Annotated in this window: 20 protein-coding genes and 2 pseudogenes; 13 read left to right on the forward strand and 9 right to left on the reverse strand. The window is 68.2% G+C overall.

Going from position 1 to position 23,902, the window contains the following annotated elements:
- Positions 1-35: 35 nt before the first annotated feature.
- The 4 genes from JL101_RS30885 (at position 36) to JL101_RS30900 (ending at position 3,459) form a co-directional block, all read left to right on the forward strand.
- Positions 36-389 (forward strand): DUF1428 domain-containing protein, encoded by a 354-nt coding sequence (locus JL101_RS30885; protein WP_203102161.1) that lies wholly within the window; start codon positions 36-38, stop codon positions 387-389.
- Positions 390-508: 119 nt separating this feature from the next.
- Positions 509-1,402: a YihY/virulence factor BrkB family protein gene (locus tag JL101_RS30890; RefSeq protein ID WP_203102162.1), complete on the forward strand. Its 894-nt coding sequence runs from the start codon at positions 509-511 to the stop codon at positions 1,400-1,402.
- Positions 1,403-1,529: 127 nt separating this feature from the next.
- On the forward strand, positions 1,530-2,843 hold the full coding sequence (locus JL101_RS30895; RefSeq protein ID WP_203102163.1) for an ATP-binding protein: 1,314 nt from the start codon (positions 1,530-1,532) through the stop codon (positions 2,841-2,843).
- A gap of 433 nt (positions 2,844-3,276) precedes the next feature.
- The gene (locus JL101_RS30900; protein ID WP_203102164.1) at positions 3,277-3,459 is read left to right on the forward strand and encodes a hypothetical protein; all 183 of its coding nucleotides are present in this window, start codon (positions 3,277-3,279) and stop codon (positions 3,457-3,459) included.
- A gap of 273 nt (positions 3,460-3,732) precedes the next feature.
- On the opposite strand, the gene JL101_RS30905 is transcribed toward JL101_RS30900, so the two are convergent.
- Both JL101_RS30905 and JL101_RS30910 read right to left on the reverse strand, forming a co-directional pair.
- Positions 3,733-4,182: a hypothetical protein gene (locus JL101_RS30905; protein WP_203102165.1), complete on the reverse strand. Its 450-nt coding sequence runs from the start codon at positions 4,180-4,182 to the stop codon at positions 3,733-3,735.
- 372 nt (positions 4,183-4,554) lie between these two features.
- The gene (locus JL101_RS30910) at positions 4,555-5,553 is read right to left on the reverse strand and encodes an IS481 family transposase (RefSeq protein ID WP_203102166.1); all 999 of its coding nucleotides are present in this window, start codon (positions 5,551-5,553) and stop codon (positions 4,555-4,557) included.
- Between the two features lie 347 nt (positions 5,554-5,900).
- On the opposite strand from JL101_RS30910, the pseudogene JL101_RS30915 reads away from it, so the two are divergent.
- A pseudogene (locus tag JL101_RS30915) lies at positions 5,901-6,863 on the forward strand (IS701 family transposase); the annotation flags it as partial.
- Positions 6,864-6,889: 26 nt separating this feature from the next.
- Here JL101_RS30915 and JL101_RS30920 read toward each other — a convergent pair.
- Positions 6,890-9,019: a recombinase family protein gene (locus JL101_RS30920; RefSeq protein WP_228435389.1), complete on the reverse strand. Its 2,130-nt coding sequence runs from the start codon at positions 9,017-9,019 to the stop codon at positions 6,890-6,892.
- 232 nt (positions 9,020-9,251) lie between these two features.
- Between JL101_RS30920 and JL101_RS30925 the strand changes: the two are divergent.
- A pseudogene (locus JL101_RS30925) lies at positions 9,252-9,593 on the forward strand (IS701 family transposase); the annotation flags it as partial.
- A 33-nt stretch (positions 9,594-9,626) separates the two neighbouring features.
- On the opposite strand, the gene JL101_RS30930 reads toward JL101_RS30925, so the two are convergent.
- The 4 genes from JL101_RS30930 to JL101_RS30945 all read right to left on the reverse strand — a co-directional run bounded on the left by JL101_RS30930 (position 9,627) and on the right by JL101_RS30945 (position 12,792).
- Positions 9,627-11,051, reverse strand: coding sequence for an ISNCY family transposase (locus JL101_RS30930; protein WP_203104400.1), 1,425 nt, complete (start codon positions 11,049-11,051; stop codon positions 9,627-9,629).
- A 358-nt stretch (positions 11,052-11,409) separates the two neighbouring features.
- Complete coding sequence (locus tag JL101_RS30935) at positions 11,410-11,703, reverse strand: type II toxin-antitoxin system RelE/ParE family toxin (protein WP_203104403.1); 294 nt, start codon at positions 11,701-11,703, stop codon at positions 11,410-11,412.
- The gene (locus JL101_RS30940) at positions 11,684-11,989 is read right to left on the reverse strand and encodes a type II toxin-antitoxin system ParD family antitoxin (protein ID WP_407697457.1); all 306 of its coding nucleotides are present in this window, start codon (positions 11,987-11,989) and stop codon (positions 11,684-11,686) included. The genes JL101_RS30935 and JL101_RS30940 overlap by 20 nt, the downstream gene beginning before the upstream one ends.
- A gap of 131 nt (positions 11,990-12,120) precedes the next feature.
- Positions 12,121-12,792 carry a haloacid dehalogenase type II gene (locus JL101_RS30945; RefSeq protein ID WP_203104410.1) on the reverse strand — a complete coding sequence of 224 codons (672 nt, stop codon included), beginning with the start codon at positions 12,790-12,792 and terminating at the stop codon, positions 12,121-12,123.
- A 452-nt stretch (positions 12,793-13,244) separates the two neighbouring features.
- On the opposite strand from JL101_RS30945, the gene JL101_RS30950 reads away from it, so the two are divergent.
- The 7 genes from JL101_RS30950 to JL101_RS30980 all read left to right on the forward strand — a co-directional run bounded on the left by JL101_RS30950 (position 13,245) and on the right by JL101_RS30980 (position 20,964).
- Complete coding sequence (locus JL101_RS30950) at positions 13,245-13,799, forward strand: cysteine hydrolase family protein (protein ID WP_203104413.1); 555 nt, start codon at positions 13,245-13,247, stop codon at positions 13,797-13,799.
- A 194-nt stretch (positions 13,800-13,993) separates the two neighbouring features.
- Positions 13,994-15,046 carry a sugar ABC transporter substrate-binding protein gene (locus JL101_RS30955; RefSeq protein WP_203104416.1) on the forward strand — a complete coding sequence of 351 codons (1,053 nt, stop codon included), beginning with the start codon at positions 13,994-13,996 and terminating at the stop codon, positions 15,044-15,046.
- A gap of 100 nt (positions 15,047-15,146) precedes the next feature.
- Positions 15,147-16,661, forward strand: a complete 1,515-nt coding sequence (locus JL101_RS30960) for a sugar ABC transporter ATP-binding protein (RefSeq protein WP_203104419.1) — start codon at positions 15,147-15,149, stop codon at positions 16,659-16,661.
- An 82-nt stretch (positions 16,662-16,743) separates the two neighbouring features.
- Entirely contained in the window at positions 16,744-17,730 is a 987-nt protein-coding gene (locus JL101_RS30965; RefSeq protein WP_228435591.1) for an ABC transporter permease, read from the forward strand.
- Between the two features lie 107 nt (positions 17,731-17,837).
- Positions 17,838-18,422, forward strand: a complete 585-nt coding sequence (locus JL101_RS30970) for a hypothetical protein (protein ID WP_201082952.1) — start codon at positions 17,838-17,840, stop codon at positions 18,420-18,422.
- Positions 18,423-18,539: 117 nt separating this feature from the next.
- A complete protein-coding gene (locus JL101_RS30975) occupies positions 18,540-19,811 on the forward strand; it encodes a CynX/NimT family MFS transporter (protein WP_203104424.1) in 1,272 nt (423 codons plus the stop codon).
- Positions 19,812-19,821: 10 nt separating this feature from the next.
- Entirely contained in the window at positions 19,822-20,964 is a 1,143-nt protein-coding gene (locus JL101_RS30980; protein WP_203104427.1) for an MFS transporter, read from the forward strand.
- On the opposite strand, the gene JL101_RS30985 is transcribed toward JL101_RS30980, so the two are convergent.
- Together JL101_RS30985 and JL101_RS30990 are read right to left on the reverse strand one after the other, a co-directional pair.
- Positions 20,961-21,536, reverse strand: coding sequence for a hemerythrin domain-containing protein (locus JL101_RS30985; RefSeq protein ID WP_203104430.1), 576 nt, complete (start codon positions 21,534-21,536; stop codon positions 20,961-20,963). The two genes, JL101_RS30980 and JL101_RS30985, sit on opposite strands and share 4 nt — an antisense overlap.
- 173 nt (positions 21,537-21,709) lie before the next feature.
- Positions 21,710-23,548 carry a DEAD/DEAH box helicase family protein gene (locus tag JL101_RS30990; RefSeq protein ID WP_203104433.1) on the reverse strand — a complete coding sequence of 613 codons (1,839 nt, stop codon included), beginning with the start codon at positions 23,546-23,548 and terminating at the stop codon, positions 21,710-21,712.
- Between the last annotated feature and the right edge of the window lie 354 nt (positions 23,549-23,902).

Below are 23,902 nucleotides of genomic sequence, written 5' to 3' on the forward strand. Positions count from 1 at the left end.
CGTCCTGTGGCCGTGTCAAACGAGAGGAGGCATTCATGCCCTATGTCGACGGATTCGTGCTCGCGGTTCCCAGGCAGAACATCGAGGCTTACCAGGCCATGGCCCGCCACGCCGGCAAGATCTGGAAGGAGCACGGCGCGCTGTCGTTCGTCGAATGCATCGGCGACGACACGCCTTATGGCGAGCTGACGTCGTTCCCGCGCGCCGTGCAGGCGACGGACGACGAGGTGGTCGTGTTTTCCTGGATCACCTACGAGTCCCGCGAACAGCGCGACGCGGTCAATGCCAAGGTAATGGCCGACCCGCGCCTGAAGGACAGCATGGAGAACATGCCGTTCGACGGGAAACGCATGATCTACGGCGGGTTCAAGAGCTTCCTGGAGCTGTGATCCCGAACCCGTAGCCGACGGGCTCGACCCGGCTGCGGCCGAAGACCGTGCCGGGCCCCTTTCCCTATCATGCCCCGCGAAGTGTTCTGGGGATCGTGATGAATGAGGAGGGGCCGGGCATGGGTTTCATCAGGCTGGTTTGGAAGATACTTTACGATGCGGCCATGGGCTGGATCGACGACGAGGCCATGACGCGGGGAGCGGCTATCGCCTTCTACACCATCTTCGCGCTCGCCCCGTTCGTGATCCTGGTCACCGCCGTCGCCGGGCTGGTCATCGGCCGGGAAGCCGCGCAGGGCGCGCTGATGGACGAGATCGGCCGGCTGATCGGGGAGGACGCCGTCACGACGCTGCAAGGGCTGGCCGCCCGGGCCGACGATGCCCAGGCCGGGACCCTGGCCGGCATCATCGGCATCGCGACGATCCTGGTGGGCGCGACCACCGTCTTCGCCGAGCTTCAGACCTCGCTCAACCGCATCTGGAAAGCCGAGCCGCCCGGGAACTCCACCATCACCTGGCTGGTCAAGGTGCGGCTGAAGGGACTTGCCCTGATCGGCATGATCGGCTTCCTGCTGATCGTGTCGCTGATCGTCAGCGCGGTCCTGGCGGCCTTCGGCCGGTGGTACGAGAGCCTGATGCCGGATGCCTTCGCGCTGGTCTGGACCGCCAACCTGATCAGTTCCCTGATCGTCTTCACGGTCCTGTTCGCGCTGGTCTACCGGGCGCTCCCGGACACCAGGATACCCTGGAAGGATCTCTGGCTGGGAGCCGCCGTCACGGCCGTCCTGTTCACCATCGGCAAGTCCCTGATCGCCTTGTATCTCGGCACCAGCGGCGTCACCTCGGCCTACGGTGCCGCCGGGTCCTTCGTGGTGATCCTGCTCTGGGTCTATTACTCCGCCACCATCTTCCTGTTCGGGGCGGAAATCACGCGGTCCTACTCCGAACATGTCGGGAGCCGCAGCCCCGCCCGCAGGAAGCTTCAGGGCGGCGAAGCGGCGCCCGGTCGGTGACGGATCGTGAAATTCAGCAGGGCTACTAGTAGATTTTTCTACTATCTACTAGCAGATTTTTCCGCTATCTCCCTCTGGAGAACGGCCCGGCCAACCATGGGCGTCGGGATCATTCCAGGAGGCGGCGATGGTGCGACGGAACGGGGGTAGGGCCGGGGTCATCGATCGCCACCTTGCCCCGCAGGTGATCGCCGCCTTGGACACCAGCCGCATCGTCAACGTCGTCGGTCCCCGGCAAGCGGGCAAGAGCACCCTCATCCGGGAACTCGTGCCCATCGCCGACTATGTCACCCTGGACGACGACCTCGCCCGCGAGTCGATCCGGGCGGATCCCTACGGACTGCTGAGAAGCCTCGCGGACCGGCACAAGGGAACAGGGCTGCCGATCGCCCTGGACGAGGTCCAGCGCGTGCCGGAGATGACGCTGGCGCTGAAGCGCATCGTGGACGACGACAATGTCAGGGGCCAGTTCATCCTGACCGGGTCGGCCGACGTCTTCGGGCTGCGGGAGGCCGGGGACTCACTGGCCGGAAGGGTCCGAACGCTCACCCTGCGCCCTTTGAGCGCGGCGGAAATCCAGGGTGCCGGGCCATGCCTTCTGCTCGACGCGGTCGAAGCCGGACCCGCCGCCGTCCTGCCGATGCTGCCGCAACCCCTCCCTTTCCAGCGGAGCGACGCGATCGACCTGATGCTGAGAGGCGGCTTCCCCGAGATCCGCACGCTGGACGACCGCAGCCGCCGGAGCCGCTACGACAGCTACATGGACAGCATCATCGTCAGCGACGTTCCCGTGGTCGCCCCCGTACGCAAACCCCAACTGCTGCGCAGCCTCGTCAACCAGCTGGCCGCCCGCACCGCGCAGGAACTCAACATGGCGAAGCTGTGCGAGGCGGTCGGAGCCCGGCGCGAAACCCTCGCCGGCTGGATCGACATCCTGGAACGGGTCGGCCTCGTCAGCCGCCTTCCTTCCTGGTCCCCGTCCGCGACCCGGCGCGACCTGAGCGTCCACTGGCCGAAGCTCCACCTGCTCGACATGGGCTGTGCCTCGGCGATCCGCGGCGAGACGCCGGCCAGCTTCGAATTGGGCGCCGATCCCACCGCCCTGGGCGCCATCCTGGAAAGCTATGTCTATACGGAGCTGGAAAAGACGCGCGAACTGACGCGGAGCGCCTGGAACTTCTTCCATTGGCGCTCGAAGGACCGGGAGATCGACATCATCGCCGAAGGACCGGGCCGCCGCCTCGCCCTTTTCGAGATGAAGGCGTCCGCATCCGTCAGCCCCTCCGACTTCAAGCATATCGACTGGTTCCTGAGCGACGGCCCGGGACAGGGATACGCCGCCGGATCGGTCGGCTTCGTAGTATATCTCGGCGACAAGCTGATGCCGATGGGGGCGGGGAGGGTGTGCCTGCCGCTGTCGATGCTGTGGTCGTTCCGCTGAGCCATCCGGTCCCCTCGGGCGCGGCACTGCGGCAATCGGCGCCCCCCTCCGGAACCACGTAAACCGGAAATACCCTAACCTTCGAGGTATATTCCCGTCCCGATATGTGCCGGCTGTCGGCCGCCCGCCTTTCCGCGGAGCCTCGAAAAAGGGAAGTCGATAAATGAAAGCACGCTTTGCCGCCCTGCTGCTGTCGGCGGTGGCGGTTTCCGGCTGTTCGAGCATCACGGAGGGCACCTCCCAGGTGATCTCCGTCAGCACCAACCCGGCCGGCGCCGACTAGGCCCTTGTCCGGCAGGGCATCGTCATCGGCCGGGTCAACCCCACGCCGGGCCAGGTCAAGATCGACAAGACCAAGCATGACATCAACGTCGAATGCACGAAGGACGGCTTCGAGAAGGCGAGCTACTTCAACAAGTCCGACGTGGCGGGCATGACCGCCGGCAACCTGATCCTCGGCGGCGCCATCGGATGGGCGATCGACAGCGCGACCGGTGCCGACAACAAGTATGACGGCTCCGTCCACCTGGAGTTCAAGCCCGCCGCCGACAAGAGCCTCCAGCCTCCGGCCACCCCTCCGCAGGATGGCAAGGCGCCGGCGGTGCCGACCTCCTGACCGACACGCGCGGCCGCCCGGACGAGGGGCGGCCTCTGAAGTCCAGCCGAAGCGATCATCCGGAGGAAGGAGGGAGATCGAAAGCTGAAATCACTCTGACCCCTTTTTTTTCGCTAATCCAAATCGCGCGGCTCCGATCAGTCGCGCCCCCTGAGCGGCACGTCGATCGGATCGCGCTCTTCCACATCCGGGGGCTTGGGCAGCGCGCGGAGGGCGGCCACCGCATCCTTCGCGTTCCCGCGCGCCGGATAAATGGCATCCGAGCCAACGCATCTAAGCTCCCCGGCTTCTTCCCCGACTCAGTTTCGGATTGATGCGGCGGCGACACTCCCGTGGCTTCCGCGAGTCCTCGCACCATGAGGCCCCTTGGATCCGCTTTACCAGCGAGGCGAGCAGCTTGGTGGGTTGCTGGCCCAGCACCGAGATCAAGCCGGGATGCAGTGCGAAATCGAAGACGATATCCTCGATATGCCCGGCATCGCTTTCGGCAAGGCAGGATGACAGGCGGGCGAAGACGCCCATTTCGACCATCTGTCTCTGAAGTCGGTCCCGCTCGACGGTTGCCGGCAGTTGCGCGGAGATTTCGGCCCAGGCGGCGCTGACGATGGGAATCGAGGGAGCCGTTTCGGCGAGCATCCGATACAGTTCCGATGCCTTCGCATGCCCTTCTTCCCGTGCGAACCGCAATGCTCCTTCCAGGTCGGCATCTTCGGGCAGGGGCAACCCGAACAGCCGGCAGACCGCGAAGTCCCGAGCGGCCCCGCCGGAAAGCTCCGCTTCGGCGACGGAGATGGCCCGGCCCCCGCGCCGCCGAGCGCGACGGCATGCTCAAGGCCGTCGCCGTGCCGCTCGCCCCGGAGCCGGACAGCACCATCGCCCAAGACCGCCCGGTGCTGATCGCGGTCGCGTGGCCGGACCCGCGGCGGACCGACCAGCACCTGTAACATTCATGCCTCTTTGACTGCCCCCGGCGGTGTCCCGGTTCGCCTTGCACATCGCTGGGAAGGCCCTCGCCATCTCGGACAGGCTTTCCCCCGATAAGCCGCACGCCTGCATGAGACTGCATACGGCTTGCCTCTTCGCGACCCTGACGGTCTAGTTGTCCGGATGCGATACGTCCTTGGCGCTGTAGACGGTCAGCTGGGCGGCGATTTTGGTTCTGGTGCGGTCGCATGGGCTGGGTATCTGGTAGGCCGGATTGGCGAGCTCAGGTTTTTCCCCGAGACGGGTCTGGACGACCTGGTCGGGTGACTGGCCGTTGAGGACGCGTTGTCGTCGTGCGTTGTAGGCAAGGTTGTAGCCGTGGAGCAGGCGTTCGAGGGCGTCGTGGGTGCCGATGCACATGACCAGCACCTCCTGCCCGATGCGGCCGTTGAAGCGCTCGACCATGCCGTTGGTCTGGGGCGTGTACGGTTTGGTTTTTCGGTGGTCGATGCCCAGTTTGCGGCAGGCCGCCTCGAAGCCGTCAGCGGTGAAGCAGCTGCCGCGATCGGTCAGCACATGGGTCACCTTGAAGGGGAAGGCGGCGGCCGCTTCTCTCAGAAAGGCCGTGGCGCAGGCTTCGGTCTCCTCGTCCTTGACGGCGAGGTGAACCATGCGCGAGGCGCGGTCGATCGCGACGTAGAGGTAGCGCTTGCGCGGTCCGGAGCCGATCACGTGCAGCTTGGGCAGATGTTTGATGTCCATATGCACGAAGCCGAGGTCGTACTCCTTGAACTGCTTGGTGACTTTCCGGGGGATGGAGGGAACCGGCAGCCGGCCCAGACCTTCGGCTTTGAGGATGCGGTAGATGCTGTCGCGGTTGAGGTGGGGCAGGAAGTGCCGCAGCGTGAAGGTCAGGTCGTCGAGCGCGAAGCCGGTCATGCGGCGCAGATGGCAGACGATAGCGCGCTCTTCGTCGGTGGCCCGCCAGCGCAGGTGCGTGGGCCGCGAGGAACGGTCCCGGCAATCCTCAGCGCCGCGCTTGCGCCACTTGCGGATGGTCTCGGTGCTGACGCCGTAGCGTTTGGCCAGCTCGCCGGAGGGCTCGGTCGAACGAGCGATTTCGGCACGCACGGCCGGTGTGGTTCTGGCATTGGGATGGATCTGAAACATGGGCAGGCCTCCATGGATCGTTCGACATCCGCCGCTTACCGATGATCAGGGTGTTCCGAACGGCGGTGGGCCCTCAAGCCTGGCCCTGCGGGCCCCCGCCGCTAGCGCGGCGGCTGCGGGCTTGACCGCCCACCGCCGTTCGGAAGATCTGGCTCTTCATCGGCTGCGACGGACCGGACTGGCTGGTGCTCCCGGGCGCCCAGCGGGCCGGCGAAGTGCCAGGCATAAGCCTCTATCGCCCAACAGACCGGATCCCAACAACGTTCCGCAACTACACATCTAGTACTACAGCCGGGATTTTTCTTTTGAATAGCTGTTGAGTTTGTCAGGCAGCAAGGATGGCGGTCATGACAAGCGTAGAAGCGGCAAAGGACTGGACACGGGGCTTGGACGAACTGATGGAGCGGATCGCGCCGCGCTTCCATCGGGTTGAGGCACGCCAGCGCGCCCGCAGCTACTTGAACGGTCTGCTGGCGCCACTGGAGCGCAAGAACGGTTGGCACCTTGCCGAGGCGGCGGGCGATGCCTCACCTGACAGCGTGCAGGACTTCGTGTCTCGCATGCGCTGGGATGCCGATGCGGTGCGCGACGATTTGCGCGCCTATGTCGTCGAGCACCTGGGCGATGCAGACGCGGTGATGGCGCTCGACGAGACCGGCTTCATCAAGAAAGGCGAGCACTCCGTTGGTGTCCAGCGCCAATATTCCGGCACCGCCGGGCGCATCGAGAACTGTCAGGTCGGCGTCTTTCTCGGCTATTCCAGCCATCAGGGCCACGCCCTGCTCGACCGTGCGCTGTACCTGCCCAAGACATGGGCCGGCGACGCGGAGCGCCGCCGGATCGCCTGGGTACCAGAAGATGTGTCCTTCGCCACCAAGCCCAAGCTGGGCATTGCGATGCTGGAGCGCGCCCTTGATGCCGGCGTGCCGTGTGCCTGGGTGACCGGCGACTGTGTCTATGGGGGCGACAGCGCTCTGCGCCGCTTTCTGGAACGCCGCCGGGTCGGCTACGTGCTGGCGGTGACCAGCGCTCAGCACCTCGGCCTCGTGCCGGTGCTCGACTGGGTCGAGGATGTTCCGGCCAACGGCTGGCACCGGCTCAGCGCCGGCGCCGGAGCCAAGGGCCCGCGGCTATACGACTGGGCCTTCCTGCCCTTCCGCGGCGCTGTCCCAGAGAACTGGGGAAAGGCGCTGCTGATCCGGCGCAGCCTCGGCGAGAAACAGGAGCTGGCGTTCTATCTCACCTCCGCCCCACCGGGGACGACGCTGGCCGATCTCGTGCGGGTGGCGGGCACGCGCTGGACCATCGAGATCGACCAGACATGATGCCTCCGTAATTACATCGGGCCGTCCTCGACAGGGTCGGGCGAGCCCGGGTTCCACATGCGTGGCGTCGCGTGCAAGGTCCGTAGCCGGGCCAGTTCGGCGTCGTCGGCCTGGATCATCCAGACTGACTTGCCCTCCCCGGTGACCAGCCGGCCGGTGATCACGCCCTTGCGAAGCCATGCGTAGAGCGTCGGCTTCGGGATGTCCAGGTGACGGGCCAGGGCCTCCAGCGTCCAATCGTGCGGGGATGCCGTCATGGTGCGCCGGGCCCGCTCGTTGGGCCACCGCTTCAGCCCCTGCCGGTAGAGCAGGCCCCGGACCGTTGCCGCCGAGAAGGGACCGCGGCGTTTGGGCGGGACCCAGCCCTCCGCGTTGAGCGTGTCGGCGATCGCCGGCGCCGTCCGGCCGTCGGCATGCAGGGCGGCGACCCGCTCCAGCAACGCCGGGTAGGTGCTCAGCTGTTCCAGGCGGGCGACCGGCCGGGCCAGCGTGGTGCGGGTGCTGTGGCCGCCGGCCCACCGGCACTCCAGCGTGACGGTCTCGCTGTGGCCCTCCACGCCGACCACCACCCGGTCGAGGATCTGGCGGACGACGGCCTGCCGGTCCGCCATGGTCGTCGTCGGGGCGTGCCAGAGCGCCGGCAGATCCGCGGCCAGGCGGCGGATCTCCGCCTGCTCTTCGCCGCTGAGGACGGCGGGCTGGTGCGCGAGGAAGCGCTCGTACTCGGCCCGCAGGTCGGCCTCGGCCGCCAGCGCCGCCTCCCAGTGCCGTTCCAGCGTGCGGGCGACCAGACGGTTCTCGGGCTCGACCGCGTCGTATTGCCGGAACGCCCGCTTCACCTCGTAGCGCGCCCGCTCGAGCCGCTGCGCCCAGTGCCGCTGCACCGCGGCGCGTTCGGCGGCGAGGTCCTCGGCGGCGCGCAGGCTGACCTCGAGGGCGGCCGGCTCCAGCGCCTGCAGCACCAGGGCCGTGACCGCCTCGTCCACGGTCGCCGCGACCAGGGATTGGCACAGCGGCGCGGCGTAGCTGGATGCCGCCCGGTTGCAGACGTAGCGCGCGGCGTGGCCGTTGCTCCTGTACTGGGTGGTCATCCGCTGGCCGCAGCGGCCGCAGACCACCAGTCCCGACAGCAGCGCGGTCCCGCCGCGGCTCACCCCCGTGGCCTGCGCCATGTTGGCCTCGAGTTGGCGAAGGTTGGCCTCATAGTGCTCCCAAGTGATGTAGGCGGGGAAGCGGTCCTTGAGCAGCACCGCCCAGTCGCCCGGGGCGGCGACCCGGCGGCCGGTCCCGGGCCGCCCGGCCTTCTGGCGGCGCGGATCGGTCGGCCGTCGGCCGTAGGAATAGGCCCCGGCGTAGATCGGGTTGTGGAAGAGGTTGCTCAGCGTGGCCCGGTTCGGGCGGTGCCAGGCGAGCGGCTCGCCGGGCCGTCCCCCGGTCCGGTACGGCAGCTCGATCCCGTGCTCGACCAAGTGGCGCAGGACGCCGCTCAGCGTCCGATGGCGGTCGAACAGGTCGAAGAGCAGGGCGACGACGGCGCGCGCCTGCTCGTCGGGATCCTGAATGACGGTCCCGTCGGGCTGCCGGACATAGCCGCGCGGCAGGCAGAGCTGGAGAGCGCCCCGGTCGGCCTTGGCCTGCTTGCCATGCAGCATGCGCGTCTTCAGGATGTGCAACTCGGCCTCGCTCATGGTGCCCTTGAGGCCCAGCAGGAGGCGGTCGTTGAAATTCTTCGCGTCGTAGATGCCTTCGGCGTCGCCGAGCAACGTCCCGAAGATCGCGCAGATCTCGAGCAACTGGTGCCAGTCGCGGCAGGACCGCGCCAACCGCGACATCTCGATGCCCAGCACGATGCCGACGTGGCCCAGGCCGACCTCGGCCACGAGGTGCTGGAACCCGGGCCGGCCCTCGGCCGAGCTTGCGGATCGGCCGAGGTCATCGTCGATAACGAGGATCTGGCGACGCTGCCATCCCAGGGTCACGGCGCGCTCGACCAGGGCGTATTGCAGGCGAGTGGATTCCTGGTGGCGCTCAACCTGCTGGAGGGTCGATTGGCGGACATAGACGACGGCCGACCGGGTCAAGTGGTCCGCCGTCAGCTTGCCGCCGTCGCGTCCGGCGACCACAGCCGTGATTGTGCTCATGAGGCGCCTCCGTCGACGGTTCGGGCACCGCCAGGGTGCGGCAGGCCATGCCGGCGAGGAGACGGATCAGGTGGGACTTCCGATCCGCCGGAACAGTCTGCCAGATCTCCGGGCTCGCCGGCCTCCGATCGCTCATGGCGACCTGCCAACCATCGTGCCAGCGACAGCAACGCGTCGCAGCCCACTCTGGGCGCCGGGTTCGGAGCAGTCAAACTTACAGAGGTGTTAGGAGTGGCGGGTTGAGGAGTGCTTCGAGGCGGCTAAGGGTGAGGTCGGGCTGGATCAGTACGAGGTGCGCTCCTGGACCGGGTGGCATCGACACATCACCTTGGCGATGCTCGCCCTGGCCTATCTGACCGTCTTGCGCAAGGCGGCTATCGGGGGGAGAAGACCCGCCCAATCTGGCCGCCGATCTGCTGCCCTTGACCGTGCCGGAGATCCGCCACCTGCTGTACCACCTCGCCATCCAGAAACCCGTCGATCCCAGCGCCGTTATCGCCTGGTCGTGCTGGCGAAGGCGGCACCAGCAACGGGCCCGGCGCAGCCACTGGAAGCGGCGTGCTCAAACCAATAAATCCCGGCTGTAGTACTAGTTTCCGGTGCAAAATCATTTTAGGGGCATTGTAGCGGCCTGGGCGGCGACGCGCCCGGCCAGGGTGCGGGCGATGCGCTCCAGGTTGGCGGCGAGGATGCCCCAGCCGACCCAGCGCCCGAGGCCGGCCTCGCCGTGGTCGGGGCAGCGGTCGAGGCCGTAGGCGCGCTGGAGCACGCTGATCCGCCCCTCGATCCCGGCGCGGAAGCGGAAGCCCTTGCGGAACCAGCGCAGGCGCTCCTCGGCGCGGCGCTCCGGCGGCACTTGGCCGGTCGCCGGAATCACCACGCGCCGGACGCCCGCCTGCTTGGCCTGGACCTCGTTGTCCCGCGAGAAGACCCCGCGGTCGGCGGCCACCAGCCGGGGCGGCCGGCCGAAGCGCCGCCGGTGCGCCTCCAGGCTCGGCATCAGGAACGGAGCGTCCTGGCCCGGCCCGTCGAGCACGCGCCAGCCGCTGACGATGCCGCCCTCGACCTCCTCGAGCCACACCTTGCGCCCGAATTCCACGGGCTTGCCGGCCTTGTGGCGGACGATGACCTGGGTATGGGGCTCGAACAGGCTGAGGATCTTGTCGCCCGCCGGCACCGCCTCGCCGTGCAGGACGCGGCGTTCGGTTTGGTCCAGCACCCGGTCCAGGCGCGGCACCATCGCCTCGAGGCGCTGGGCCAGCTTGCGGGCCGCGGGCTCGGTCCGGGTGCGCAGGGCGGCGGCGACCCGGGCGGCCTGGCGGCGGCTCTTCCGGGCCACCTCGATCAGCCGGGCATAGGCCGCCCGCATCGCCTGGGCCGCCGCGTCGCCCGTGCGCCGGCCCAGGCGGTGCAGCCGCTGGACGAGGCGGCGCGCGCTTCGGGCATGCGCCTGGAAGGCCCGCTTGCCGAGGTCGGCGGCCGAGCCCAGCACCGCCTTGGCGCGACGCACCAGCCGGCCCAGCACGCGCACGCCGTCGTCCAGCAGGGCGCTGTCGCTGGGGTGGTGGATCGTGGTCTCGACCACCGTGCTGTCGAGCCGCAGCCGGGAGCCGCGCGTCACCTTGAGGTCGCGGGCCAGCGCCACGACCCGGTCGTTGAGCGCGGCGAGCGTCGCCGGCGCGATCACCGCAGCCCAGCGCAGCAGCGTCGTGTCGGTCGGCACCGCCTCCCGGTAGACCCGGCAGAATTGGCGCAGCACCAGGCTGCCGTCGACAAACCGCACGACCTCCTCGTAGCTCCAGCCGTACAGCCGCTTGACCACGAGCAGGCGGACGATGACCTCGACCGGCGTGCTCGGCCGCCCCGCGGTCAGGCTGCGGCGCGAGCGCCGCGCCAAGTCGGCCTTGACGCCCCGCAGGACGGTTTCGTCCTCGAGCAGGCGGTCCAGTTCGCGCAGCACCGGGTCGAACCCGAAGTCAAGGTCCGGCGCCAGGGCGAACAGGTCGATGGGCGGATAGCGGTCCACGATCATGGCTGCCAACCCTCCGAAGGGCGCCCCCTCCAACCATGTCGGACCGTGGGCAACGGCCGTCCATCCCGGCCCACGGCGCCGGGACACGGCATTCCGCAGCGTTTGGCTCAAATCTTTTTGCACCGGAAACTAGTACTAGAGCGGCACCCATTCAGGTTGGGTCCAGCCGGGACAGTCGGGCCGCTGCGTTGGGCCACGGCCCAACCTACGATCGACGGCCAGCATCACCTCCGCCCTGCATCAAACCGTAGGTTGGGCCGCGGCCCAATGCAGCGCGGCGACTGGAACGGCAGGCTGCATGGTCCGCGTCAGCCCGGTGGTAAACCGCTCTGGGGAAGAAACGGCGGCCATTATCCTGCTATGGTCGGAGATGCCGCTCCCAATCCTGCCGCCCGTGCAGGACGCGGACAATCAGCAAAATATCGTCCCGGACAAGATAGACGACGACATGGGCTTGGTGGAAATATAGACGAACAGGCGGATCGAACTCCGACCGTTCCCGCGCGGCGAAAGGATGCTCGCACAGGAAGGAAAAGCATTCGATCAGTCCGGCATGGTACCTCTCAGCCTGCTCGGTTCCGAACCGGCGCATACCATACACGTAAATGCCGATGATATCCTCATCAGCCTTTTCAGTCGTCTTGAAGTTCATTCTTGCCGGGGGCTTCCGCACGGCGGCGAGCCTCGTGCAGGATCTCGCCCATGCTCCTGCCGCTGGTGCCGCTGGCAATACCTTCGTCGATCAATCCCTGCAATTCGGCGAGCCTGCCGACACGTTCCTGGTCCTTCCGGATCAGGTCGCGGACATAGTCGCTGGCATTGCTGTACCGGCCGGATCTTGCCTGAGCCTCGACCCAGTCCTTCATCGGGTCAGGCAGGGATACGTTCATGGTCGCCATCGGCTCCTCCTCGCGTTCGAGTATGGCAGATTTTGGCAGTCTTTGCCAAACCCTCCGCCATGGTCGAAACCCGGGTATAGGGATCGCGAGGATACCCGCAACGACTCCTCCCTCCTGACCTGAACACACCGCCCGGCGGCGTCCCGGTTCACCCTCCGCCTCGCCGCCGGTCACATCGCCGCGAAGGCCCGCGCCACCTCGGACAGGCTTTCCCCCGACACGTCGGGCGCCTGCATGACGGCGGGGAAGGGGCGGCCCCGGGCGACATAGCCGGCGGACAGCCCGGCGGTCCTGGCGCCGTGGATGTCCCAGGGATGGCACGCGATCAGCGCCAGCGCGCCGGGCTCCACCCCGGCCTGTCGCGCCGCGTGCTCGTAAACCTCCCGCCTTGGCTTGGACAGGCCGACATCCTCCACCGACAGGACCAGTTCCACATGCCGGATCAGGCCGGCCGCTTCCAGCAACGACCGAGTGGACGCCGCCGCGCCGTTGCTCAGCGCCACGATGCGGATACCGGCATCGCCCAGGGTCCGGAAAGCTTCCCCCGCGTCCGCATGGGGCGAAAGCCGCTTCATGCCGTCCAGCACGTCCGACCGCTGCGCCGCCGTGGCGCTCCGGCCGTGTTCCGCCAGCACCTGCTCCAGGGCCGCGTCCAGGACGCTCCGGAACGGCTGGAAGCTTCCCGTCGCGGCCAGGGCGAAGGCGTCGCGCAGGCCCTCGGCGAACCACAGTTCCAGCGCACCGGGCGGCAGTCCCAGGCCGGCAAGGGGACCTCGCAGCGGTTCGAGCGAGAAGACGGTGCCGATGATGTCGAAGGCGACGACGGCCGGACGGGAAGTCATGACTGCACCGGAGTGGTTCGGGGAATGCCCTGTCAACCGCCGGGGTATCGCCCGGTTCCCGGTCGCGCCGGGCCGGGATTGCGCGCCCGTCCCGTGTAAAAGGATTGTGTTCCTACGACGTAAGCGCTACCATGCCCGGGCCACCACCCGGAAAAGGTCCCGTCATGCCGCTCCCCACCTTTCCGACCGCAATCATGACAAATGCTGACATAAGGGGGGAGGGGGATGTCATCATCCTGTCTCGGCGGGAGCCGGGGCAGAGCGGGGCACGGGCCGCAAAATCCGCCCCTCGGCCGTCGCCCGTCATCACGGATGTATACGGATGCTGACATGAGCCGGGGGGTGAACCGGGCGGCGATCCTCTACATCTACATCCTCCAGCGGAGGACCGGCGCCCGGTACCCCTCCGGCCCCGCAAACCCCATGAATCCCGCGAACAAGGAAACGGCACCATGACCACCAAGCGCGCGCTGCTCGTCATCGACATCCAGAACGACTATTTCCCCGGCGGCAAATGGGAGCTGACCGGGATGGACAAGGCCGCCGCCAACGCCGCCCGGCTGATCGAGGCGGCCCGCGTCGCCGGCGAGCCGGTCGTGCATGTCCGGCACGAGTTCCAGTCTGCCGACGCGCCGTTCTTCGCGCCCGGCTCGGACGGTGCCCGCATCAACCCCGCCGTGGCGCCGGCCGACGGCGAGACCGTCGTGCTGAAGCACTATCCCAACGCCTTCCGCGAGACCGGGCTGAAGGACATCCTCGACCGCGACGGCATCACCGACCTGGTGATCTGCGGCGCCATGAGCCACATGTGCGTGGACGCCGCCACCCGGGCCGCCAAGGACCTGGGCTATGCCTGCACCGTGGTCCACGACGCCTGCGCGTCGCGCGACCTGGAATTCGACGGGGTCCGAGTCCCGGCCGCCCAGGCCCACGCCGCCTTCATGAGCGCGCTGGGATTCGCCTACGCGACCCTCGCCACGACCGACGAATTCATCGCCGGGGCGTGACCGGCGGGAGTCCTCCCGAAGAAATCGTTGCGGCCCGACGGGGCTATGTCACACTCGTCATGCGTCGGACGGGCCATCAAGGTTCCGCCGCCGCACCGGGTTCGGCGCCCCGGCCTGCATGGGTTCGGGACAGGCGGCTCGGCAAGGATAACGTAACGGGTCCAACGATCCGAACCGGTTCGGGAGGAACAACGATGTCCAGCACCAAGGGACCGCGGCAGCCGTCGCGGCGTGACTTCATCCGTGCCGCCGGCGCTTCCGCCGGGGCGGGCGCCGCCCTGGCCGGCGGCTTCGGCTTCGATCTCGGCTTCAGCCCCGCCTTCGCGGCCGAGATGGCCAAGGAGACCGCGCGGTCGGAAAAGCCGCTCCGGGCCGCCTTCTCCAACGCCGGGCTCCAGGCGACCTGGTGCGCCCAGGGCAAGCGCGCCGCCGAATGGTGGGGCAAGCTTCTCAACGTCGAGATCACCTGGTTCGACGGCGAGCTGAGCGCCACCAAGCAGCGCGCCGCGATCGACAACATGGCGTCCCAGAAGTGGGACTTCGTCGCGATCCAGGCGTTCGGCATCGGCACCCTGACCGCGCCGGTCAACAAGATGATCGATGCCGGTATCCCGGTGCTGGACATGGACACGCTGATCGCCCCGCTGGAGCAGATCAAGGTCCACAGCTTCCTCGCCCCCGACAACGAATTCATGGGCGCCTCGGTCACCCAGGCCCTGCTGGACGAGATCGGCGGCGCCGGGACGATCATCATGACCCAGGGCGCGCTGGGCCATACCGGCGCCCAGGGACGGGCCAGGGGCTTCGAGTCGGTGGTCAAGAAGTTCCCGAAGGTCGAGGTGCTGGACACCACGCCGGCCGACTGGGACGTGACCAAGGCGGTGCGGATCTGGGAAACCCACCTGACCAAGTATCCCAGGATCGACGCGGCGTTCTTCCATAACGACGACATGGCGCTCGCCGCCTGGAACGTCATGAAGGCCCGGGGCCGCACCGACATCAAGATCGGCGGGGTGGACGCCATGCCGCCGGCGATCCAGGCGGTCAGCGAGGGCCGCATGCACGCGACGGTGCGCAACCCGTCGTGCCGCATCCACGGCGGCGCGGTGCTGGCGGGCGTCGCGGCGGTTGTCAACGGCGAGAAGAGCGGGGAGGGCATTCCCAAGCACATCATCACCGACGGCCCCGTGGTGACCAAGGCGAACGCGCCCGGCATGCAGTGGATGCAGGACCATTACCTGATCTGAGGGGCGGAGGGTGCGCGTCCCGCGCACCTCGGGCGGCGGGGACGCCGCCCCTCCTCCCGGGCCGCCGACGCGTCTTGGCAAACCTCCTTGGAGCACCAGCATGGAAACCGACCCGGCGGCGGCAGCGCCGCCGCTCCTGGAGCTGACCGGCATTTCCAAGTCGTTTGGCGGCGTCGCGGCGCTGCGCGAGGTCGACTTCACCCTGCGCGCGGGCGAGATCCACGGTCTCGTCGGCGAGAACGGGGCCGGCAAGAGCACCTTGATGAAGATCATCGCGGGCGTGCATGCGGACTATGGCGGCACCTTCCGGATCGACGGGCGGGAGCGCCGGTTCCGCTCCGCCCGCGACGCGCTGAAGGCCGGCATCGGCATGGTCCACCAGGAACTCAGCATCGTGCCCGACCTGTCGGTCGCGGAGAACGTGTTCCTGGGCAGCCAGCCGGTCCGCCGCTTCGGCGTGGTCGACTGGCGGCGGATGAACCTCCTGGCGGCGGAGCACCTGCGCAGCCTGGGCATCGACGTCGATCCCCGGACGCCCATCGGCGCGCTGCCGATCGGGCTCCAGCAGCTGATCGAGATCAGCCGCGTGCTGTTCTCGGGCGCCCGGATCATCATCCTGGACGAGCCGACCTCCGCCCTCTCCCCGCCGGAGATCGAGCGGCTGTTCGGCCTGCTGCGCGGGCTGCGGGCGTCCGGGAAGAGCATGATCTTCATCTCCCACTTCCTGGACGACATCCTGGACGTGTCGGACACGGTGACGATCTTCCGCAACGGCCGGAAGATCGTCACCGCGCCGGCCGCCGGGGCCTCCAAGGGCTGGGTGATCGAGAACATGATCGGCGCCGGCCACGAGGACCTGGAGGAGAGCTACACCTCGGAGCTGATGCTCGACAGCAAGCCCGACGCCGAGGTGGTGCTGACGGCGTCGGGCCTGGGCCACGGCCGGGCGTTCCGCGACGTGACGCTCGACGTGCGGGCGGGGGAGGTGCTGGGCATCTACGGCTTCATGGGCTCCGGCCAGCTGGAGCTGGCCCGGGCGCTGTTCGGCAAGCTGCGGCCGGACACGGGCACGCTGACCATCGGCGGGCGGCGGGTCGTGCTGAACGGCACGGCGGCGGCGAAGCGGGCAGGAGTCGCCTTCGTGCCGGAAAGCCGGCGGTCCATGCTGTTCGCCCATGAACCCGTGTACCGGAACATGTCGATCTCCATCCTGGAGCGGCTGCATCCGGTGTTTCTGCGGCCGGCGGCCGAGCGGGAGATCGCCGGGCGGCACGTCGCCAGCCTGGGCATCCGGCCGCCGCGCGTGGACCAGCCGCTCGGCACCCTGTCCGGCGGCAACCAGCAGAAGGTCGGGCTGGCCAAGTGGCTGACATACCTGCCCAAGGTGCTGGTGCTGAGCGAGCCGACCCGCGGCATGGACGTGGGCGCCAAGGAGGACGTGGTCAGGATCGTGCGGTCGCTCCGCGAGCAGGGCGTCGGCATCGTCGTGGTGTCGAGCGAGCCGGAGACCGTGCTGTCCCTGGCCGACCGCATCCTGGTGATGAAGAAGGGCGAGGTCGCCCGCGAGTTCGCCGGCGAGACGGTGAGCAAGGACAGATTGCTGGACGCCGCCTGAACAGAGTCATTTTCAAGGAACCGACATGAGCGCACGCGTGACCGAAACCGACCGGGCCGGCAGCGGGAACCGATCCCCAGTGATGAGCTGGCTGCGCGGGCGGCTGAGCAACATAGCGCCCTTCATCACCCTGCTGTTCCTGGTCGCCTTCTTCTCCATCGCCAGCCCGTCCTTCGCGACGCTGGACAATGTCGGCAACATCCTCAACCAGATCTCCATCACGGCGATCATGGCGGTGGGCCTGACCTACGTCATCCTGTGCGCCGAGATCGACCTGAGCGTCGCCAGCGTCGCCAACGCCACCGGCATCGTGCTGGCCTATTTCACGCTCCAGGACAGTTACGCCAACATCGCCCACGTGCCGATGCCGGGCTGGGTCGCCATCCTGTTCGCGTTCGGCGCCTGTTTCGCGCTGGGGGCGGTCAACGCCTTCGGCGTGACCCGGATCGGCATCCCGTCCTTCATCATGACGCTCGCCATGCTCCAGATCGGGGCGGGAATCTGCGCCATGCTGGTGCGCGGCCAGATCGCCTACAACGTCCCGCCGCTGGTCCAGACCCTGGGGCAGCAGGCGCTGGGGCCGGTGCCCTATGTGGTGATCGTCGCGGCGGCGTTCCTGCTGGTCGGGCACCTGGTGCTGACATACACGCGGTTCGGCCGGTACGTCTACATGGTCGGCGGCAACCGGGAAGCGGCGGAATATTCCGGCGTCAACGTCAAGCTGGTGATCGCCTCGGTCATGATCATCTCCGCCGTCTGCTCCGGCGTGGCGGGCATGGTCGGCGTGGCCTATTTCGGCAGCGCCCAGCAGAACGAGTTCGACAGCTACCTGCTCGATTCGATCTCCGCCGTGGTGGTCGGCGGCACCAGCCTGTTCGGCGGGCGGGGCGGCATCGGCAACACGATCGTGGGATTGCTGGTGCTGGGCGTGCTCAACAACGGGCTGGACCACATCAACATCGACAGCTTCCTGAAGATCCTGATCCGCGGGCTGATCCTGCTGGCGGCCCTGGTCATCAACATCTACGCCCAGCGCCTGCGCACCGCCCAGGCGGCGACTACCCATTAGGTATAACCCGGTATGGCCGGCTTCGGGTTCAGGGATCGTTAACCAACGGATGCGCAAACTTATTGCGCGACTGACCCTGCAAATACCATAGTATCGGTGATACCAGCATGTTCGACGTTGAATTCCTTTCCCCGGCCGATCGGGAGTTCGAGGCACTGCCGGAAAGCACCCGCAACGAGATCCTCGCGGCGGTGCGGAAGCTCGCGGCGGGCGGTGCGACGACGACTACGGATGCTGGCTTCGCGGTTGCCCGGGCGGCAGGGCAGGTGGCGGTCTGCCAGACCGACACGTATCTTGAAGGTATACAGGTCTTGCTGTTGGTTGATGAGAAACTCTGGGACGAAGGGGCCAAGGCGGCTCCGGACGCGGAGCAGGCGGCGGTGAACCGCGTCGTCTGGCCGTCCGGCCCCGCCTCGTTCCGCGACGCCCGCCTGAACTGCGCCGAGATCTCGGGGCTGGAGGAGGCCATCGCCCGCGAACTGCTCGACATGGGCATGGCGGAGGTGGCGGCGCTCGCGATCGGCTTCGGCTCCTGGGTCGCGGTCTGCGACCTCGACGCCCAGGGAACCGCCTCGGTGCTGCGCCTGCTGCCGCTGGCCGACTACACCGCCCTGGTCGACGACGAGGAGGCGGACCTGTTCATGGGCCTGCCGACCACCGTCCTGGACGGGATCTCCGCCACCCGGCACTGACAAGTCCGCCGGAGGATCGCCCGGGGACTGACCAGTCTGCGGAAATAGCATGGCGGTTTGACCCTCCCGGGATGTTACCCACGTCGGGAATTCTCCGTAACCGTGGGTCGCCTCCCGATGAACAGAGTGGCCGCGCAGGGCCGGAAGCCGACGCTGGCCGATGATCTCCTGATCGACGCCGAGGATACTTCCGCCTCCGAAACGAAATTGCCCCGCCGCATCCTGCTGCTGGGGGCGGCGCTGGTGCTGGTGGCGCTGAACCTGCGCCCGGCGCTGTCCAGCCTCGGGCCGATCCTGCCGGAGGTGATCCGAGACACCGGTGTCTCGGCGTTCGGCGCCAGCATCCTGACGACCGCGCCGGTCCTCTGCCTGGGGCTGGCCGGCTTCCTGGCGCCGCGCACGGCGCGGCGGCTGGGCACGGAGCGCGCGATCGCGCTGTTCCTGCTGGTCCTGGCGGCGGGAACCGCGCTGCGCGGCCTCGCCGGCTTCCCGGGATTGCTGGCCGGATCGATCGTCGCCGGCCTCGGCATCGGGGTTATCGGCGTGCTGCTGCCGGGCTTGGTCAAGCGCGACTTCCCGGCCCATGCCAGCCTGATGACCGGCGTCTACACCATGGCGCTGTGCGCCGGCGCCGCCGGCGCCGCCGGGTTGACGGTCCCGCTCCAGGCGGCGTTCGACGGAAGCTGGGCCGCGGCCCTGGCCGCCTGGGGCCTGCCGGCGCTGGTCGCGGCGCTGGTCTGGTTCCCGCTGGCGGACCGGAGCGGGCGCGGCTCGGCCCGGCCGCCGACGCTGCCGGTGTTCGGGCTTTGGCGCGACCCGCTGGCTTGGCAGGTCACCTTCTACATGGGCCTGCAATCGGCGGTCGCCTACATGGTGTTCGGCTGGCTGGCGCCGATCCTGCGGGACCGCGGCCTGGACCCGGTCATGGCCGGGCTGGTGGTCTCCTGCTCGATCATGGTCCAGATCCCGGCGGCGCTGGCCGCCCCGCTGCTGGCGACCCGCCGCCCGTCGCAGAGCCTGGCGGCGGTCATCCTGATGGGCTCCACCCTGGCGGGGATCCTGGGCTTCTTCCATGCGCCGCTCGGCTCGGTCTGGCTATGGGCCGTGCTGCTGGGGATCGGGCAGGGCGGCAACTTCGCGCTGGCCCTGACCATCATCGTGCTGCGCTCGAAGGACAGCCACGTGGCGGCATATCTTTCTGGCATGGCGCAGAGCGTAGGATACACCCTGGCCGCCTGCGGGCCGCTGGGGGTCGGGCTGCTGCACGACTGGACCGGCGGCTGGCACGCGGTCGGCCTGCTGTTCGTCGGCGTCTGCCTGGTCGCGGCCCTGTTCGGCATCGCCGCCGGGCGCGACCGACACGTCCTGCCGTCCCGGCAAACCCCTTGAAGCATCGATCATGCCGTTCATCCTGATCCTGGGCCTGGCCGGCTTCGCCAGCGCCCTGTCCCTGCGGGCCACCGACCCGCTGCTGCCGGTGCTGGCGGACGACCTGGGCGTGACCCTGCGGGAGGCGGCGCTGCTCGCCTCCGCCTACACGCTGCCCTACGCGATCATGCAGCTCGTGCTCGGCCCGGTCGGCGACGCGATCGGCAAGATCCGGCTGATCCGCATCTCGCTGGCGGTCCTGACGGTCGGGCTTGCGCTGTCGGCGCTGGCGCCCGGCTATGGCAGCGTGCTGGCGGCGCGGGCGCTGGCCGGCGGCTTCGCGGGCGGCGTGATCCCGGCCTCCATGGCGCTGATCGGCGACCGGGTCGCCTATGCGGAACGCCAGTTCTCGATCAGCCGCTTCCTGGTCGCGGTGATCTTCGGCCAGCTCTCCGGCTCCGCCATCTCGGGCGCCCTGGCCGAGGTGGCGGGCTGGCGCGCGGTGTTCGCCCTGTCGGCCGTCGTGGCCGGGCTGGCCCTGGCGGCCTCACTGCTGTTCCTCCACGGCGAGCGGACCCGGGGCGAGCTGTCGCTCGGCGGCTCGATCGCGCGCTATCGGACGGTGCTGGCGAACCCGGCCTCGCTGTTCGTCTTCGCCACGGTGGCGGGGGAGGGGATCCTGATCTTCGGCGTTTTCCCCTTCGTCGCCCCCATGCTGGTGCCCCATGGCGGCACCGGCTCGCTGGAGGCGGGGATCGCCATCTCCGGCTTCGCGGTCGGCGGCATCCTCTACAGCCTGGTGGTGCGCCGGCTGGTCGCCGGCCTGGGCCAGTGGGGCATGATGCGGATCGGCGGCGCGGTGGCGGGCCTCGCCTACATGCTGGTCGCCACGCCGCTGCCCTGGACCGCAGTCGCCGGCCTGTTCGTGGTGGCGGGGTTCGGCTTCTACATGCTGCACAACACCATGCAGACCCAGGCGACCGAACTGGCTCCCGGCGCCCGCGGCTCCGCGCTGGCGCTGTTCGCCTCGTCCTTCTTCCTGGGCCAGGGGCTCGGGCCGATCCTCGGCGGCCCGATCTCCCACGCCTACGGCTTCGGCACCCTGTTCGTCCTGTCCGGACTGCTGATCGTCGGCCTCGGCACGGGAGCGGCTTGGCTGATCAAGTCGCGCTAAAGGAGCAGGGCCTTCTCGCGGTGAACCTCGCCGGACATCCTGGCCGTTTCCCGCTGGTCCATGACTTGGCGCAGCTTCGGGAAATCGACCTCCTCCTCCTGGTCGACATGGTGTTCGATCAGCCGCCTCAGTTCCCCGGCACGGGTCCGCCAGCGCGGATCGTCCTTGGGGATCTGCTCCAGGGCGTAGAGGTGCATCTTCATCTCGGCATGCTCGCTGTAGAGCTGCCTCGTATGCTCGACGGCCTGGGCGCGGTCGTGGAGCAGCGGGTAGACCACGTCCTCCTCCGCCATGGCGTGGGCGGCCAGGCGGTGCTTCAGGCGGAGCAGCAGTTGCGTCCGGTCGAAGACGGCATCGTCGGGGCTATGCTCCATCCGGTCCAGCAGCGACAGGATGACCCGGTGGTCGCGCGCCAGCGCATCGAAGGCGTCCCGGCCGGCGGAAGCCCGGGCCGTTCCCGCCGCCTGCGCCACGACCGGGGGCAGCAGCCGGCTGGCGATCAGGGCCGCCGCGGCGCCGCCGGCGAAGGCCAGGATGCCGCGCATCGAAATCCAGTCCGCATCTCTCCGCATCACGTGTTCTCCCCGTCTGTTCCGAAGTCTCGAGAACCGCAACAGGGATCGAGCGGGACCGTTCGGAACGATTTAGTTTCCATAAGATAGATTATGAGTTTAATACGGCGATGCCGCGGCACCGATCCGACCCGCGCAGTTCCCCCCTTCCCCGTCGGATTTCCCCGCCGGGGTTACGCCACGACGTCGCGAGAGCCAGCCGGAGCCGAACCGCCCCATCGGCCGATCGTGTGAAAGCGGGCGGGTTGAAGAAACTCTGGCGTCGTGGCGGGCCAAGGCGCCAATTTCGCCATGTCCGGGGCGACCGCGTGCAGGGCGGCCTGCACTTCGGGGTCCGCACTCGCGGTCGCGAGGGCATCCGGATCGGTCCAGCGGAGTTGGCCTGCCTCGAAGCGGGCATAGATGCGCCCCGTGCCGCGGTCGGCGAAGTTCACCCGGGAAAATTTCCGTATGCAGCGGGCTAGATATCCCGCGTTGTTCTCCGCGGCCATCGTCGCCTGGTCCGGATAGACCTCCTCCCGCCGGCGGGCATCGACGTTGATCTTCCGGTATCGCTCCAGGTTGAGTATGCAGCGGACGTCCAGGATGTTCATCTCGCCGCTCCAGCCGAACGCGGCCGTGAGAGGCACCTCTCCGCGCGGGACGCTGTTGTCAAGGAACTCGAAGTGGACGGACATGTTCAGGTCCAGCGCGCGGCCGAACAGGATGTTCTGCATCCCCGTATAGGCCTCCACGTTGTGCGCGAGCAGATCGTCCACCGACTTGTACCGGCCGACTTCCAGGCCGCGCTGCCAAGCGCGCTCGACCGTCTCCTCGGGGGGAGTCACCATGAACAGATAGCACAGCAGGTTGCCGAAGCGGGACGGCAGGTGCTTGCTTTCGTCCGAATGGAGCGCAAAGCTGTCGAAGCGGAAGCGGTCGATCAGGAGGTGCGAGGTCTGCCGCTTGTCGCCCTTGCGTACGAGATGGGCATCGAGCTTCCGATCGATCAGCGTGACTTCCTGGCTGGTTAGCATCCCCGCATACTTGTACAAGGCACCCAGTGAATCGAAATCGAGCAGGGCCTTCCGCCAGGTATCGGGGCTTATCAGCGCGAAGTCGTTCCACTGGATTCCCATCTTCGCGGCCAGCTTCCTTTGCAGGGGCCGCATCGTGCTCTTCCCCGAGGCGGAAGCGCCTTTGGTCAGCATGGTGACCGGCCGATCCTGGGCGGGGATCTGCCGGAATCCTTTCCGTTGCGCGACGTCGCGGATTTTCGGCTCGAGGAACTGACCAATGACCCTGCCGCCATAGTCGTTGCAGGCGAGGCCCAGGGCGAGGGACGGAAGAAACGTGTGCTCTCCCAGGATCCGGCCGTGCTTCAGGCGGGTAGCCGAAGCGACCCTCACGAGCGACCGGAAGGCAGCCTTGTCCAGCGCCGCCTCGCTCGCGTGCGCCCGCATGCTCCACGTGCGGACGACCCGCTCGTCGCGGTCCCATTCGCTTTCCACCGCGGGTGCCGCCGCGACGCCGGGCGACCTGCGGAACCAGGTCCAGAGACCGCGCGGAGCCGCGTCCCGCTCCCTGCCGGGATCGGTCGAGGAACGGCGGAACGAACCCGACAGTTCGCTTCCGATGAAGGTCTCAAGCTCGGATCTCGCCTGACGGTACAGGTCGTCGAGCTGGGATCGGTGCGGTTCGACGACCAGCGTCATGAGCGTCTGCGTCATGCGCCGCAGGTTCATGCCCAGGCTGCTGACGCTGGCGTCTTCGGGATCGGGGATCTCGTAGTCCGCCGTGACCCGTACCAGCACCTCGTGCAGGGCCAGCCGTTCCGGCCGGAAGATCGCCAGATCCTCCAGCGACAGTCCGGTGACGTCCCGGAGTTCCATGGCTTGCGCGATGTTGTTGAAGGAGTTCTCCGGCCGGAAAATGGTCGAGAGTGCCAGCAGTTCGCGCGTGAACCCCGACTGGATGCCTGGATTCCAGGGGCCTTCGGGGCGATCGTCACGACCCCTGTCATTTCTTTGCATGGTTGGGCATACCCATTCTGCAGGGGACTCCGCTCCCGACCTGCCGCCGTTCGGGAAGCCGGGGAGCGGGCAGCCGCTTCCGGTTCGGGCGGACGAGGCGATGCGGCATGATGCGGGACGCCAGCCAGGGCGACCGCCGCGCCTCGGAGACCCCCGATACCTCCGACGGTGGCAGCCGGCGCTCACCTGCCGGCGCCGCACTCTCGAAACGGGCCGTTGGCTTCGGAATGATACCGCCTTTGCTCCGGAGTGTATATTGTATATCGACAGCCCCGGTGTTCACCTGCGCAACCGGTGGTGCCGGGTTTTCGTCACGGCCACGATCGGGTCGGGGGAGAGCCGTCGGAAGAGCGG

Source organism: Skermanella rosea, from assembly GCF_016806835.2.
Lineage (GTDB): Bacteria > Pseudomonadota > Alphaproteobacteria > Azospirillales > Azospirillaceae > Skermanella > Skermanella rosea.